The organism is Streptomyces sp. NPDC008163 (genome assembly GCF_042956885.1).
GTDB classification, from domain to species: Bacteria; Actinomycetota; Actinomycetes; order Streptomycetales; family Streptomycetaceae; genus Streptomyces; species Streptomyces drozdowiczii_A.
The window spans coordinates 241,407-256,802 of sequence record NZ_JBIBHG010000001.1 but is presented as its reverse complement, the minus strand read 5'-3'; the positions used below and the strand labels follow the sequence as shown (position 1 = coordinate 256,802).

Annotated in this window: 11 protein-coding genes; 6 read left to right on the top strand and 5 right to left on the bottom strand. The window is 68.2% G+C overall.

The features are described 5' to 3' along the window. Positions 1–55: 55 nt before the first annotated feature. The 4 genes from tuf to rpsL all read right to left on the bottom strand — a co-directional run bounded on the left by tuf (position 56) and on the right by rpsL (position 4,422). Positions 56–1,249 carry an elongation factor Tu gene (gene tuf, locus ACFZAT_RS01245; RefSeq protein ID WP_093707149.1) on the bottom strand — a complete coding sequence of 398 codons (1,194 nt, stop codon included), beginning with the start codon at positions 1,247–1,249 and terminating at the stop codon, positions 56–58. 160 nt (positions 1,250–1,409) lie between these two features. Then, positions 1,410–3,539, bottom strand: coding sequence for an elongation factor G (gene fusA, locus ACFZAT_RS01240; protein ID WP_391258400.1), 2,130 nt, complete (start codon positions 3,537–3,539; stop codon positions 1,410–1,412). Positions 3,540–3,577: 38 nt separating this feature from the next. Then, positions 3,578–4,048 carry a 30S ribosomal protein S7 gene (gene rpsG / locus ACFZAT_RS01235; RefSeq protein ID WP_018101248.1) on the bottom strand — a complete coding sequence of 157 codons (471 nt, stop codon included), beginning with the start codon at positions 4,046–4,048 and terminating at the stop codon, positions 3,578–3,580. 2 nt (positions 4,049–4,050) lie between these two features. Then, positions 4,051–4,422, bottom strand: a complete 372-nt coding sequence (gene rpsL / locus ACFZAT_RS01230; protein WP_003948652.1) for a 30S ribosomal protein S12 — start codon at positions 4,420–4,422, stop codon at positions 4,051–4,053. 381 nt (positions 4,423–4,803) lie between these two features. Here rpsL and ACFZAT_RS01225 point away from each other — a divergent pair, with 381 nt between their 5' ends. The 6 genes from ACFZAT_RS01225 to ACFZAT_RS01200 all read left to right on the top strand — a co-directional run bounded on the left by ACFZAT_RS01225 (position 4,804) and on the right by ACFZAT_RS01200 (position 11,385). Further along, on the top strand, positions 4,804–5,556 hold the full coding sequence (locus ACFZAT_RS01225; protein ID WP_391258396.1) for a cyclic nucleotide-binding domain-containing protein: 753 nt from the start codon (positions 4,804–4,806) through the stop codon (positions 5,554–5,556). Positions 5,557–5,664: 108 nt separating this feature from the next. Continuing rightward, positions 5,665–6,438 (top strand): hypothetical protein, encoded by a 774-nt coding sequence (locus ACFZAT_RS01220; RefSeq protein WP_391258393.1) that lies wholly within the window; start codon positions 5,665–5,667, stop codon positions 6,436–6,438. Continuing rightward, on the top strand, positions 6,435–8,612 hold the full coding sequence (locus ACFZAT_RS01215; protein WP_391258390.1) for a hypothetical protein: 2,178 nt from the start codon (positions 6,435–6,437) through the stop codon (positions 8,610–8,612). The genes ACFZAT_RS01220 and ACFZAT_RS01215 overlap by 4 nt, the downstream gene beginning before the upstream one ends. A 31-nt stretch (positions 8,613–8,643) precedes the next feature. Further along, entirely contained in the window at positions 8,644–9,819 is a 1,176-nt protein-coding gene (locus ACFZAT_RS01210; RefSeq protein ID WP_391258388.1) for a hypothetical protein, read from the top strand. Then, entirely contained in the window at positions 9,816–10,325 is a 510-nt protein-coding gene (locus tag ACFZAT_RS01205) for a Pycsar system effector family protein (RefSeq protein WP_391258386.1), read from the top strand. The genes ACFZAT_RS01210 and ACFZAT_RS01205 overlap by 4 nt, the downstream gene beginning before the upstream one ends. 25 nt (positions 10,326–10,350) lie before the next feature. Beyond that, positions 10,351–11,385 carry a M48 family metalloprotease gene (locus ACFZAT_RS01200; RefSeq protein WP_391258383.1) on the top strand — a complete coding sequence of 345 codons (1,035 nt, stop codon included), beginning with the start codon at positions 10,351–10,353 and terminating at the stop codon, positions 11,383–11,385. A 79-nt stretch (positions 11,386–11,464) separates the two neighbouring features. Here ACFZAT_RS01200 and ACFZAT_RS01195 read toward each other — a convergent pair whose 3' ends face one another. Then, positions 11,465–15,364 (bottom strand): DNA-directed RNA polymerase subunit beta', encoded by a 3,900-nt coding sequence (locus ACFZAT_RS01195; RefSeq protein WP_073964459.1) that lies wholly within the window; start codon positions 15,362–15,364, stop codon positions 11,465–11,467. Positions 15,365–15,396: the final 32 nt, after the last annotated feature.

Here is a 15,396-nt window from a genome sequence, read left to right as displayed (position 1 = left end):
GACGGGGCCCTTCTTGGTGCTCTGTGCGGAGCAACCAGGTCAGACGAACAAGTAATTACTTGTTGATCTTGGTGACCTGGCCGGCGCCCACGGTCCGGCCACCCTCACGGATGGCGAACTTGAGGCCCTCCTCCATGGCGACCGGCTGGATCAGCTGGACCGACATGACGGTGTTGTCGCCCGGCATGACCATCTCGGTGCCCTCGGGGAGGGTCACGACGCCGGTCACGTCCGTGGTACGGAAGTAGAACTGCGGGCGGTAGTTGTTGAAGAAGGGGGTGTGACGGCCACCCTCGTCCTTCGACAGGATGTAGGCCTGGGCCTCGAACTCGGTGTGCGGCGTGACCGAACCGGGCTTGATGATGACCTGGCCGCGCTCGACGTCCTCGCGCTTGATGCCACGGAGGAGCAGACCGACGTTCTCACCGGCCTGGCCCTCGTCGAGCAGCTTGCGGAACATCTCGATGCCGGTGACCGTGGTGGTGGTCTTCTCCTGCTTGATGCCCACGATGTCAACGGTCTCGTTGACCTTGAGGACACCACGCTCGATGCGGCCGGTGACGACGGTGCCACGACCGGTGATCGTGAAGACGTCCTCGATCGGCATCAGGAACGGCTTGTCGACGTCGCGCTCGGGCTGCGGGATGTTCTCGTCCACGGCCTTCATCAGGTCGAGAACGGTCTGGCCCCACTCCTTGTCGCCCTCAAGGGCCTTGAGCGCCGAGACCTTGACGACCGGAAGGTCGTCGCCCGGGAACTCGTACTCGGAGAGCAGCTCGCGGACCTCGAGCTCGACGAGCTCCAGGATCTCCTCGTCGTCCACCATGTCGGCCTTGTTCAGGGCGACGACGATGTACGGAACGCCGACCTGGCGGGCCAGGAGCACGTGCTCCTTGGTCTGCGGCATCGGGCCGTCGGTGGCGGCGACCACGAGGATGGCGCCGTCCATCTGCGCGGCACCGGTGATCATGTTCTTGATGTAGTCCGCGTGACCCGGGCAGTCGACGTGCGCGTAGTGACGCGACTCCGTCTGGTACTCGACGTGCGCGATCGAGATGGTGATACCGCGCTGGCGCTCCTCGGGAGCCTTGTCGATCTGGTCGAAGGCCGAGGCCTCGTTCAGGTCCGGGTACGCGTCGTGCAGCACCTTGGTAATGGCGGCCGTGAGGGTCGTCTTACCGTGGTCGATGTGACCGATGGTGCCGATGTTGACGTGCGGCTTAGTCCGCTCGAACTTCGCCTTCGCCACTGGGTCCTCCTGTGGAGTGGTTCTGTACGCCTTGCTTCATCGGCGCCAGGTGATCTTTGCTGGGATGCCGGCCCCCGGGGGCATTCTCCGCGAAGTGTGAACTGCGCGACGAATGCCCCACGGGCTCCGGTGACAAGCCTAAAGCGTGAGCTCGGGAGAGTTACTCGCCCTTGGCCTTCGCGATGATCTCCTCGGCGACGTTCCGCGGAACCTCGGCGTAGGAGTCGAACTGCATCGAGTAGCTTGCGCGACCCGAGGTCTTGCTGCGGAGGTCTCCGACGTAGCCGAACATCTCCGAGAGGGGCACGAGGCCCTTCACGACGCGAGCGCCGCTGCGCTCCTCCATGGCCTGGATCTGGCCACGGCGGGAGTTGAGGTCGCCGATGACATCGCCCATGTAGTCCTCGGGCGTGGTGACCTCGACGGCCATCATCGGCTCAAGGAGCACGGGGGACGCCTTGCGGGCACCCTCCTTGAACGCCTGCGAACCGGCGATCTTGAAGGCGAGCTCCGAGGAGTCGACCTCGTGGTAACCACCGTCGAGGAGGATGACGCGGACGCCGACCATCTCGTAACCGGCCAGGATGCCGAACTGCATGGCTTCCTGGGCACCCGCGTCCACCGAGGGGATGTACTCACGGGGGATGCGGCCACCGGTGACCTTGTTGACGAACTCGTACGACGCGTCGCCGCCCTCGAGGGGCTCGATGGCGATCTGCACCTTCGCGAACTGGCCGGTACCACCAGTCTGCTTCTTGTGCGTGTAGTCGATGCGCTCGACGGCCTTGCGGATCGTCTCGCGGTACGCGACCTGGGGCTTGCCGACGTTCGCCTCGACGCGGAACTCGCGCTTCATGCGGTCGACGAGCACCTCGAGGTGAAGCTCGCCCATACCACCGATGATGGTCTGGCCGGTCTCCTCGTCGGAGTGCACCTGGAAGGACGGGTCCTCCTCGGAGAGGCGCTGGATCGCGATACCCAGCTTCTCCTGGTCACCCTTGGACTTGGGCTCGATGGCGACCTGAATGACCGGCGCCGGGAAGTCCATGGACTCCAGGATGACCGGGTTCTTCTCGTCGCTCAGCGTCTCACCGGTGGTGGTCTGCTTCAGGCCCATGACGGCGATGATGTCGCCGGCGCCCACCGAGTCGATCTCCTCACGCTTGTTCGCGTGCATACGGTAGATCTTGCCGATGCGCTCCTTCTTGCCCTTCACGGAGTTCAGCACCGCGGTGCCGGCGTCCAGGCGACCGGAGTAGATCCGGACGAAGGTGAGCTTGCCGAGGTGCGGGTCGCTCGCGATCTTGAACGCCAGAGCCGACAGCGGCTCGTCGTCCGAGGGCTTGCGCTTCACGACGGTCTCGGGGTCCTTGGGGTCGTGGCCCTCGATGGCCTCGACGTCCAGGGGGGAAGGCAGGTAGCGGACGACCGCGTCGAGCAGGGGCTGGACGCCCTTGTTCTTGAACGCGGTGCCACAGAACACCGGGGTGACGGTGACGGAGTCGGCGCCGCCCTTGGAGGCCAGGGTGATGCGACGGATCGCCTCGTGCAGCTGCTCCTGGGTGGGCTCGGTGCCCTCCAGGTACAGCTCCATCATGGCGTCGTCGTTCTCCGCGACGGCCTCAAGGAGCTTGCCGCGCCACTCGTCCGCCTGCTCCTGGAGCTCGGCCGGGATGTCAACGACGTTGTACATCTCGCCCTTGGCGGCCTCTTCGGGGTACACGAAGGCCTTCATCGACACGAGGTCGACGACGCCCGTGAAGTCCGCCTCGGCACCGATCGGCAGCTGCATGACGATCGGGGTCGCGCCGAGGCGGTCCACGATCATGCTGACGCAGCGCAGGAAGTCGGCACCGGTGCGGTCGAGCTTGTTGACGAAGCAGATACGCGGCACGCCGTAGCGGTCCGCCTGACGCCAGACGGTCTCGGACTGCGGCTCGACGCCGGCCACACCGTCGAACACGGTGACGGCGCCGTCGAGGACGCGGAGCGAACGCTCCACCTCGACGGTGAAGTCGACGTGACCCGGGGTGTCGATGATGTTGATGGTGTGGTCAACATCGTTGAGCGGCCAGTGGCAGGTCGTCGCGGCGGACGTGATGGTGATGCCGCGCTCCTGCTCCTGCTCCATCCAGTCCATCGTGGCAGCGCCGTCGTGGACCTCACCGATCTTGTACGAGACGCCGGTGTAGAACAGGATCCGCTCAGTGGTGGTCGTCTTGCCCGCGTCGATGTGGGCCATGATCCCAATGTTGCGGACCTTGGCCAGGTCAAGCGAAGTGGTGGCCATAAGGCTCAGTCTTCTCTCGGTCTCGATGGGGGTAGCGACTACCAGCGGTAGTGCGCGAAGGCCTTGTTGGACTCGGCCATCTTGTGGGTGTCCTCACGCTTCTTGACGGCAGCGCCAAGACCGTTCGAGGCGTCGAGCAGCTCGTTCATGAGCCGCTCGGTCATCGTCTTCTCGCGGCGGGCGCGGGAGTAACCCACGACCCAGCGGAGGGCCAGAGTGGCGGCACGACCGGGCTTGACCTCGATCGGCACCTGGTAGGTGGCGCCACCGACACGGCGGGACTTGACCTCGAGCGAGGGCTTGACGTTCTCCAGCGCGCGCTTCAGCGTGATGACCGGGTCGGCGCCGGTCTTCTCGCGAAGACCCTCCATGGCGCCGTACACGATCCGCTCGGCGGTGGAACGCTTGCCGTCGAGCAGGATCTTGTTGATCAGCGACGTGACAAGAGGAGAGCTGTAGACCGGGTCGATGATGACCGGGCGCTTCGGGGCGGGGCCCTTACGAGGCATTCTTACTTCTCCTTCTTGGCGCCGTAGCGGCTGCGGGCCTGCTTGCGGTTCTTGACACCCTGGGTGTCGAGCGAACCGCGGATGATCTTGTAGCGAACACCCGGCAGGTCCTTCACACGGCCACCACGCACGAGCACGATGGAGTGCTCCTGCAGGTTGTGTCCCTCACCCGGGATGTAGGCCGTGACCTCGATGCCGGAGGTCAGGCGCACACGTGCGACCTTCCGGAGCGCGGAGTTCGGCTTCTTCGGGGTGGTCGTGAACACACGCGTGCAGACGCCGCGGCGCTGGGGCGAACCCTCGAGTGCGGGCGTCTTGTTCTTCTCGACCTTGTCCTGCCGGCCCTTCCGGACCAGCTGCTGGATCGTAGGCACTACTTCTCCGGTTTCTGTGTGCCGTCGGTGAAACTAACCTGGAACGTCGCCGACCCACGCGGTCGGGTGTGTCGAATCCTGCGAGCCCGTACCGGAACGGCATGAGGAGCACGGATCACGGTGGCCGAAGACAGGCTCGCCATGCGGTTGAGGACACGCACACGAACCCAGGCACACCCCAGGCACAAGGTCTGAGCGTACCTACCTCACGGACCTGGGTCAAAACAAATGCCGTCCAGCCCGGGTGCGGCGGGTGGCGGCCACCATTCCGGACATGCCGTGACCACCCCGGCACGCTACGTGGCCGAAACGCCTCCGGTCACCGGCCGCCCCGACGGGACCGTCAGTACATTGAACCGCGCCGACGAATCGGGGGGTCGTATGACGGGCGCCACAGCCCTGCCCAGCGAGGACGGACTCGACGACCGGGTGCCTTTTCTCGCGCGGCTGGAACGCGAGGAGCGGGACGCCCTGCTCGCCCTGGGACGGGAGCTGTCCTTCGCTCCCCGGGCACCGCTGCTGCAGCAGTACGAACCGTCCTCCCACGTGCTGCTCATCCTGCGCGGCTGGACCAAGGTCATCGCGGCGGCCGAGAACGGCTACGAGGCCCTGCTCGCTCTGCGCGGCCCCGGCGACATCGTCGGGGAGTCGGCCGCCCTGACGGGCCGCCCCCGCTCGGCGACGGTGACCGCACTGGCTCCGGTACGTGCCGTCGTGATCACCCACGAACGGTTCCGCGACTTCGTGAGCCGTTCCCCCTCCATCTCGCTGAAGCTGCTGGGTCTGACATCGGACCGGAACAGGGCGGCCGACCGGCGACGACTGGAGTTCGCGTCCATGAGTGTCCGCGAGAGGTTCGCGGTTCTCCTCCTCGACCTGGTCCGCTCCCACGGCCGGCGCACCGATGAGGGAATCGAGATCACCGTGCCGCTCAGCAAGCAGGAGCTGGCCGGTGCGATCGGCGCCTCCCGCGAAATGGTCCAGCGGCTGCTGAAGGACCTGCGGGCCCGGGGCATCGTGATCACCGGCCGCCGGACCCTGGTGGTCGTACGTCCGAGCGCCCTGCGGCTGATGGCCCGCACCCCGTTCCTGGAGTCCGCCGCGCTGTCCCAGCCAAGCACCCCCGCACCCTGACGTCTGTGCACGCTGTCACAGTGCGAGTGCGTCTTTTGCCCTCACCACTGCCTCCGTGCCGGCGACAGGCTCTTGCCGAACCAATCGACGGCGAGAGGCAGTGCTCCCATGTCCGACCCTGTGAACAGCACCATCTTCCTTCTCGACATCGAGAACTTCAGCAAACGCGATGACGTGGAGCAGGCGTACCTGCGCCGCATGCTGTTCGAGCTCGCCGATCGTGCGCTGCTGACCGCGGGCATCGAGATGACCCGGCGGCGGCGCGCCGACCGGGGTGACAGCGTGATGGAGCTGATCGACTCCAACGCTTCGCCGACCACGCTGCTGCGTACGCTCCTCACCTTCGTGCCGGCGGAACTGCGAGCGCTGAACCGCAGGGCCTCCAGCTCTGCGCAGATGAGGCTCCGCGGGGTCGTCGCGTCTGGGTACGTGGCCGTGGACGACGACGGCGGCTGGGTGGGGTCTGACCTCAACCACGCCTGCCGACTGCTCGACGCGCAGGTACTGCGGCAGGCGCTGCGGAAGCGGCCGGGCAACGACTTCGCCCTGGCCGTGTCGGACTCCGTCTACCAGGGCGTCGTACGGCACAACCATCCCGGAGTGCCGGCCGACGAGTTCCACGCCGTCACCATGGACAGCAAGAACGGCCCGCTGCCGGCCTGGCTGCACGGATTGATGCCCGAGCCGGAGGCGCCCGTCGAAGCAGCCGACGCCGCACCCTCTGCCGCTCCGCGCCAACGGTCCGCTCCCCAAGCGTCCACGTTCGACCTCGGTGGGGCGACGGTGAACGGCGGTGTCTTCGGCGGCGACAACCACGGCATCGGCGGCGGGGTCTTCCACGGCAATGTGCGCTTCGGGGACGACCGCGGAGACCGGGGGTGAGCGGCGAGCCCGACCCGCGCGGTCCGGCCGAGGACGAACAGCCACCGGCCACCTCACCCGCCGGCCGCACGGACGAGGCGGCCGACGCCGCACCGGCGGACCGGCCGCAAGAGGCATGGGCGGCGCGCCGGGACCTGGAGGACCACGTCCCACGCTCCATGGCGTTCGGCGCGGAAACGCGGCTGGCCGGTGGGGTGCTGGGCGGTGTCAACCACGGCATCGGGGGCGGCCTCTTCCACGGTGACGTCCATGTGGACGCCAGGACCCATGTCCACTACGGGTTCGGCGCCCTGTCGGCCTCCCGTTCCTCGGGCGAGATCCGCGCCGCCACGCTGAGCGGGATCGCCGAGTCCTTCGCCGATCCGGGGCCGGCATTCACGGCGCTCGTCGAGCAGCTGCGCGAGGAACGCGTACTCGTGCTCAGCGGCCCCCAGTCCTCGGGCCGGCGTACAGCCGCGCTCATGCTGCTGCACCGCCTCGGCCTCTCCCCGGTGCATTCACTGGCGCGGGACACCGCACCGCACTCCCTTCTGCCGGAGGGCGACGACGACGCCGGGGCGCAGGGGCACCTCCTGTGCGACCTGGAGACCGACAGGAACAAGCCGTTACGGGACGTCGATCTGCTCGCCCTGCGCGACCGGCTCGGCCGGCGGGACGCGTACCTGGTGATCACGGTCGGGCCCCGGGCGTGCCTGGAGGATGTGCAGCCGCGTTCCTGGCAGCCGCCCGCACCGGCCGATGTACTGGCCGCACACCTGCGGGCCCGCCTCGAAGACGACAGCGCGGCGAACCTGCTGACCCTGCCGGTGGTCACGGAATTCCTCGCACGCGACCACCAGCCCCGCGAGGCGTCCGCCTTCGCGTCCGTACTGGTCGAGCACGCATCCGGGAACGCCGGCGCGGAGAAGGTCGACAACTTCTCGCTGGCGGCCCTCGAGGACCAGGTCCGGGAGTGGTTCGAAGAGGACGACACCGTGCTGCACCTGCGGGAGAAGTCCTTCCTCATCGCACTCGCTGCGTTCGACGACGGACCGTACGCGCTGACGGCCGAGGTGAGCGACCGCCTCTATGCACGTCTGCAGGAGACTGCGGACTCCCAACTGCCCGCTGCCGTGCCCGTATTCGGAACGCACATCGGCAGACGTCTGCAACGGGCGCGGGCCCACCGCTACGAGGACGACGAGCCCACCGAGTGGGGCCCGGTACGGCAGGTGAAGGCGGCCTTCCGGGACGATCGGACCTCGCTGGTCCTCCTGCGGGAGGTGTGGACCGGACACCCCTCGGCGCGGCCCGCCCTGGTGCAGTGGCTGCAGGAACTGGCGAAGGACGGCAGGCCGCTCGTCCGTACCCGGGCGTCCTCGACGGTCGCGGTCCTCGCCCACACCGACCTTCCCTCCGCCATGGCACTCGTCATCGAGCCTTGGGCGGCGTCCCCGCTGTACGGGCCCCGAACCGTCGCCGTGCACGCTCTGGCTCTCGCCCATCGCATCGGCACTCCGAACGTGCCGCAGATCCTCGACACCTGGTGCGACAGTGACGCACTCCATCTCCGCTGGGTCGCCATCCGCACGCACGGACTGATCGGACCCGAACGACCGGTCGAGGCTGTGGCGGCCCTGCGCACCGCGGCACACCGGGAGGGCCGAAACGAACCGGAAGCGGCCCCCGGTCAGGACGATGGGGAACTGGGCGAGGCGCTGGCCGAGTCGGTGGAACTTCTCCTGCTCTCCACAGCGAACGACCGGGTGCTGGACGAGCTCCTGAGAGCCCAGGAACGCGATCAGCGCATGCGGACCCTGACCATGAACGGCTTCCTCGGCGCCTGCGGACGCACCGAGCGCGGCGCCCCCAAGGGCCGGCCGATCGTCCTGGACTGGTACGCGACGTCACTGATGTCGCACACCCCTGCGGCAACGGGGATCCGGTCGCTCATGCGGACGGCGCTGAACGACCGCGACCACCGCAAGCACGCGCTCGACGTGCTGAGCCGGTGGGTGCTCTCGGCCGAAGGCGTACCCGGGGCCGAGAGTGCGCTCTCCCACCTGCTGTCCGGCCTCGCCGTGGACGAGCCGGAGCGTCGGCGCATCAGCCACCTGCTGCGCACGCTCCCGGGCGACGACGGGATTCCATCGCCCGTAGCGAACCGCCTGCTGGCCACGCTGCCGACCCCCTGAACCTCTCGACGAGCACAGGAGACCCGCCGACATGAACCCGTTCCACGGTCCTCCCGAGTGGGAGCAGCCGGCCGGACGCCACACACCTCTGACCGATCCGGTGCTGACCGTGCGCCAGATCTCCCGCTTCGGCTTCGTGCCCCGCAGGCTCACCCGCATCGACCACGCCCTGGTGTTCGCGACCCCGTCCGGCCGGTACACCACCGCGTTGCCGCCGATTCGGCCGACACGGGCGGAGATCATCAGCAGGCGCTACACCGCCGTGTACGAGGTGGACATGGGCGTCCATCCCGTCCGCGCGAAACTTTCGCTCCCCAGCAGGAACGACGCCCTGCAGTTCGTGAGTGTCGTCGAGTTGAACTGGCAGGTGGGCGATCCCGCGGTCTTCGTCGCGTCGAGACACCGCGATGTGCCGCGACTGCTGCTGGGAGAGCTGGAGCAGGCCGCCCGCGCCGTCGCGCGACACTTCCCCATCACCGGCAGCACCGAGGCCGAGGCCGCAGTCCTGCGAACAGTACGGACCCGGGGCCCACTCGGCGCGCAGGCGGGGCTCCTCGTCACCTGGACGCTGCGGCTGCACCGGGATCAGGACAACATCGAGCACGAGCAGCGCATGCAGAGCATCGACCACGCGGCAGTCGAAAACGTCCACCGCGAACGCCGCGCCATGGAACACGACTTCGAGACGACCCGCCGCGCCCTGGTGCACGGCGAACAGCAGCAGGCACTGGCTCTCCAGCGGCAGAAATGGCTCACCGAGTTGCAGGACGCGGAACTCGCCAAGGTCGACTTCTACCAGCGCCAGCTGGAACAGGGCGGGGTCCGGGCCTGGGCGCTGCACCTCGCCGAGCATCCCGAGGACTCCTGGCTGGTCATGCAGAGTCTCCGCCAGGACCAGCTGAGCATGATCCGGGCCAAGGCGGAGATGGTCACCCAGCTGCTCAACAGCGACAACGTCGAGGGGTACGAGCTCGAAGGCCCCAAGAACCTCGCGCTGCGGGCCCTGCACGACATTCTGAACCACCAGCTACCGGCTGACGAGACAGGCCGGGGAGCCCCCGCGCCGCGGCTGCCGCTGTCCTCCGAGTGGCCCGAAGAGCCGGAGTCGCCGTTGCCGGACGTCCAGGTCCCCGAGGCCCGGCAACAGCCCCGGAGCTCGCCGCCCGCCCATGAGCAGGGCATGTACCTACCCAAGGACATGCCGTGACCGGCCCGGACCCCGCCCCCGGCGCGGAGGCCGCTGCACGTCTGCTGGCCGACCTCCGCACCGAGATCGCCCGCGCCGACAGCAAGGCGGCCGTCGTGGTCGCCGCTCTCGGGATCAGTTCGGGCATGGTCTGCGGAATCCTGGCCGGGACGCAGTGGCCGTCGGGCCATCTGTCCGGGTGGGGCTCCGTCGTCTGGTGGACGGGGATCACCGTCCTGGCCGCCGCCCTGCTGTGCCTCCTGATGGCGGTCGTCCCGCGCTACCGGGTCCGTGGCGGAGGGCCCGACACTCCCCTCACGTACTTCGGGGACATCCAGCGGGCAGTACGGCTGAACCGGCTCCCCCAGGCACTCGCCGAGACCGAACAGCTTCCGATGCCCGCCCTCCTGGCGGCCCTCGCCGAGACCAGCCGGATCGCGTTGCGCAAGCACCAGTGGATACGGGCCGGACTGGCCGCGTTCTGCCTGGGCGCTCTGCTACTCACCCTTTCCGTGGTCATCGGCTGACCTCCCCCATCCCCCGAGGACGGACATGCCTCAGCACCCCGAACACCAGCGCGCCGAACAGGACCGAACCACCGGCACCGAAGCGGTGGACGATCTCGAATACCGCCACGCCCCCGGGACCCGGCTGCACTTCGCCGCGCGCCAGCGCCGGGTGGACACCGCCGCTCTGGGCGGCCTGGCGCTCCACCTCCCCGCGTTCGCGTTCAGCCTCGGAGCGCTTCTCGCCGTCGGCCGGCTCGTCGATCTCGCCTGGCAGATCCCGTACTGGCTCCCCGCCCTGATCTGGCTGGCCTGCGGTCTGCTGGTCTTCCACCGCCCTGCGGAGGACCTGTACGCCCGGTACGTACTGGGATTCCGCTACCCCCTCCCCCGGGAGCGCGCCCGGTTGGACCCGGTCTGGCGGGAGGTCACGGGCCGGGCGGGCGTCGAGGGCGACCGCTACCGCCTCTGGGTGGAGAACACCCCGAACCTCAACGCGTACGCGGCCGCCGGCCACATCGTCGGCGTGACCCGGTTCGCGCTGGAGAACCTGTCGAGCGCCCAGCTGGCGGCCGTACTCGCCCACGAGCTGGGCCACCACGCGGGCGGTCACGGCTGGTCCACGCTGGCCGGACGCTGGTACACGCTGCCCGCCCGCGCGGCGTTCCGGGCCGGACGCGCGGTCCTGCTCAGCGCCGGCAACCGGGCCGTGGGGCTCGGCTCGGTGTCCGCCGCGGCGCTGATCGCCGGCTGCGGCGTCGTACTGTTCGGACCGGCGGCGATCCTGCTGGGAGCGGCACCGCTGGTGCTGCTCACCCTGCCCTATGCCGCGGCGGCGCTGAGCAGACGCGCAGAGCTGCGGGCGGACCTGCACGCCGCATCGCTCGGCTTCGCCCCCATGCTCACCGAGGTCCTGCTCGCCATGGAGGAGGGCGGGGACCCCTCGCACCCCGGTCTCGGGCCGGCCGCGTCCGGGATGAGCGGCGCCCGTCCAGGACCCGCCGCGCACCTGCTGGCCTCCCACCCGGACTACGCGACCCGCATACACCGCCTCCGCCCCTTCCTGGCCGCGGACCGCTGAACGGCGCGAGCCGGGAACGCCGGAGGGCGGCCACCCCGCAATCGGGATGGCCGCCCTCCGGGCGTATCAAGCGACTCGCTTACTGGTTGTACGGACCGTAGTCGTAGTCCTCCAGCGGAACGGCCTGGCCGGAGCCCGTGCCGAACGGCGAGTAGTCGATGTCGTCGTAGCCGACGGCCGAGTACATCGCGGCCTTGGCCTCCTCGGTCGGCTCGACCCGGATGTTGCGGTAGCGGGACAGGCCCGTACCGGCCGGGATGAGCTTACCGATGATGACGTTCTCCTTGAGGCCGATCAGGGAGTCGGACTTGGCGTTGATCGCCGCGTCCGTCAGGACCCTGGTCGTCTCCTGGAAGGAGGCCGCGGACAGCCACGACTCCGTCGCCAGCGACGCCTTGGTGATACCCATCAGCTGCGGACGGCCGGAGGCGGGGTGACCGCCCTCGGTGACCACGCGACGGTTCTCGGTCTCGAACTTCGAGCGCTCCACGAGCTCGCCCGGCAGCAGCTCCGCGTCGCCGGACTCGATGATCGTCACGCGGCGGAGCATCTGCCGGATGATGATCTCGATGTGCTTGTCGTGGATCGACACGCCCTGCGAGTTGTAGACCTTCTGGACCTCGCCGACCAGGTGGACCTGGACCGCGCGCTGGCCGAGGATGCGCAGCACGTCGTGCGGGTTGGTGGCACCCACGGTGAGCTTCTGGCCCACCTCGACGTGGTCGCCCTCGCCCACCAGGAGACGGGCGCGCTTCGAGATCGGGAAGGCGATCTCGTCGCTGCCGTCGTCCGGGGTGACGACGATCTTCTTGGTCTTCTCGGTCTCCTCGATGCGGACACGGCCCGCGGACTCGGAGATCGGGGCGACACCCTTGGGCGTACGCGCCTCGAAGAGCTCGACGACACGCGGCAGACCCTGGGTGATGTCGTCACCGGCCACACCACCGGTGTGGAAGGTACGCATCGTCAGCTGGGTACCGGGCTCACCGATGGACTGGGCGGCGATGATGCCGACCGCCTCACCGATGTCGACCAGCTTGCCGGTGGCGAGCGAGCGCCCGTAGCAGAAGGCACAGGTGCCGACCGCGGACTCACAGGTCAGGACCGAGCGGGTCTTGACCTCCTCGACGCCGGCGCCCACCAGGGCGTCGATCAGGACGTCACCGAGGTCGACGTTGGCAGGCGCGATGACCTTGCCGTCCACCACGACGTCCTCGGCGAGCATGCGGGCGTAGACCGAGGTCTCGACGTCGTCCGTCTTGCGGAGGACACCGTCGGCACCCTTGACGGCGATCTTCAGCTTGAGGCCGCGGTCGGTGCCGCAGTCCTCCTCGCGAATGATCACGTCCTGCGAGACGTCCACCAGACGACGGGTCAGGTAACCCGAGTCGGCGGTACGCAGGGCGGTGTCCGCCAGACCCTTACGGGCACCGTGCGTGGAGATGAAGTACTCCAGAACGGTGAGGCCCTCACGGAAGGACGCCTTGATGGGACGCGGGATCGTCTCGTTCTTGGCGTTGGACACCAGACCACGCATACCGGCGATCTGACGCATCTGCATCATGTTTCCTCGGGCACCCGAGTCAACCATCATGAAGATGGGGTTCGTCTTGGGGAAGTTCTCGTTCATGGCCTCGGCAACCTCGTTGGTCGCCTTGGTCCAGATCGCGATGAGCTCCTGCGTGCGCTCGTCCTTGGTGATCAGACCGCGCTCGTACTGCTTCTGGACCTTCTCGTCCTGCTCCTCGTAGCCCTTGACGATGGCCTTCTTGGCCTCGGGCACGACGACGTCGGAGATGGCCACGGTGACGCCCGAACGGGTCGCCCAGTGGAAGCCGGCCGCCTTCAGGTTGTCGAGCGTCGCCGCCACGATGACCTTGGGGTAGCGCTCGGCGAGGTCGTTGACGATCTCGGAGAGCTGCTTCTTGCCGACCGAGTAGTCGACGAACGGGTAGTCCTCGGGCAGCAGCTCGTTGAAGAGCGCGCGGCCCAGGCTCGTCCGCAGCCGGAAGGTGTCACCCGGCTGGTACTCGGGCTCGCCCTCCTCGGCGACCGGCGGCACCCAGCCACGCGGCGGGATGGTGCCCACCGGGAAGCGGATGTCGACGGACGACTGGAGCGCCAGCTCGCCGGCGTCGAACGCCATGATCGCCTCGGCCGTGGAGCCGAACGCGCGGCCCTCGCCCTTGGTGTCACGGAGGTCGCCGTCCGTGGTCAGGAAGAACAGGCCCAGCACCATGTCCTGAGTCGGCATGGTGACGGGACGACCGTCGGCCGGCTTCAGGATGTTGTTCGAGGACAGCATCAGGATGCGGGCCTCGGCCTGCGCCTCCGCGGAGAGCGGCAGGTGCACGGCCATCTGGTCACCGTCGAAGTCCGCGTTGAACGCGGTGCAGACGAGCGGGTGGATCTGGATGGCCTTGCCCTCGACCAGCTGGGGCTCGAAGGCCTGGATGCCGAGGCGGTGCAGCGTGGGCGCACGGTTCAGCAGCACCGGGTGCTCGGCGATGACCTCTTCGAGGACGTCGTACACCACGGTGCGGCCGCGCTCGACCATGCGCTTGGCCGACTTGATGTTCTGCGCGTGGTTCAGGTCGACCAGGCGCTTCATCACGAACGGCTTGAAGAGCTCCAGCGCCATCGCCTTCGGCAGACCGCACTGGTGCAGCTTGAGCTGCGGACCGACGACGATCACGGAACGCGCGGAGTAGTCCACGCGCTTGCCGAGCAGGTTCTGACGGAAACGACCCTGCTTGCCCTTCAGCATGTCGCTGAGGGACTTCAGGGGACGGTTACCGGGGCCGGTGACCGGGCGACCGCGACGACCGTTGTCGAAGAGGGCGTCCACGGCCTCCTGGAGCATGCGCTTCTCGTTGTTCACGATGATCTCGGGCGCGCCGAGGTCGAGAAGCCGCTTCAGGCGGTTGTTGCGGTTGATCACGCGGCGGTACAGGTCGTTGAGGTCGGAGGTCGCGAAGCGGCCACCGTCCAGCTGCACCATCGGACGCAGGTCCGGCGGGATGACCGGCACGCAGTCGAGCACCATGCCCTTGGGCTTGTTGCTGGTCTGCAGGAACGCGGAGACGACCTTGAGGCGCTTGAGCGCACGGGTCTTCTTCTGGCCCTTGCCGGTACGGATGATCTCGCGGAGGCGCTCGGCCTCCTCGTCGAGGTCGAAGGACTCCAGGCGCTTCTGCAGCGCGGCGGCGCCCATGCAGCCGTCGAAGTACGTGCCGAAGCGGTCACGCAGCTCGCGGTAGAGCAGCTCGTCGCCCTCCAGGTCCTGGACCTTGAGGTTCTTGAAGCGGCTCCACACCTCGTCGAGGCGGTCGATCTCGCGCTGCGCACGGTCGCGCAGCTGCTTCATCTCGCGCTCGGCACCCTCGCGCACCTTGCGGCGCACGTCGGCCTTGGCACCCTCGGCCTCCAGCTCGGCCAGGTCGGACTCGAGCTTCTTGGCGCGGTTCTCCAGGTCGGAGTCGCGGCGGTTCTCGATCTGCTGGCGCTCGACGGAGACGTGGGCCTCCAGGGAGGGGAGGTCGCGGGTGCGGCGCTCCTCGTCCACGAACGTGATCATGTACGCGGCGAAGTAGATGACCTTCTCGAGGTCCTTCGGCGCGAGGTCCAGCAGGTAGCCCAGGCGCGACGGGACGCCCTTGAAGTACCAGATGTGGGTGACGGGAGCGGCGAGCTCGATGTGGCCCATGCGCTCACGGCGCACCTTGGCGCGCGTGACCTCGACGCCACAGCGCTCACAGATGATGCCCTTGAAGCGGACACGCTTGTACTTGCCGCAGTAGCACTCCCAGTCCCGGGTCGGACCGAAGATCTTCTCGCAGAAGAGTCCGTCCTTTTCGGGCTTGAGGGTGCGGTAGTTGATGGTCTCCGGCTTCTTGACCTCGCCGTGGGACCAGGTCCGGATGTCGTCCGCGGTGGCAAGGCCGATCCGCAGCTCGTCGAAGAAGTTGACGTCGAGCACTTGTCGTCAATCCCTCTTTCGGGGGTTCGAGC

Coding starts and splice junctions, on each gene's coding strand:
- fusA (WP_391258400.1), bottom strand. CDS start 3,539: ATGGCCACCACTTCGCTTGACCTGGCCAAGGTCCGCAACATTGGGATC.
- rpsG (WP_018101248.1), bottom strand. CDS start 4,048: ATGCCTCGTAAGGGCCCCGCCCCGAAGCGCCCGGTCATCATCGACCCG.
- ACFZAT_RS01225 (WP_391258396.1), top strand. CDS start 4,804: ATGACGGGCGCCACAGCCCTGCCCAGCGAGGACGGACTCGACGACCGG.
- ACFZAT_RS01220 (WP_391258393.1), top strand. CDS start 5,665: ATGTCCGACCCTGTGAACAGCACCATCTTCCTTCTCGACATCGAGAAC.
- ACFZAT_RS01210 (WP_391258388.1), top strand. CDS start 8,644: ATGAACCCGTTCCACGGTCCTCCCGAGTGGGAGCAGCCGGCCGGACGC.
- ACFZAT_RS01200 (WP_391258383.1), top strand. CDS start 10,351: ATGCCTCAGCACCCCGAACACCAGCGCGCCGAACAGGACCGAACCACC.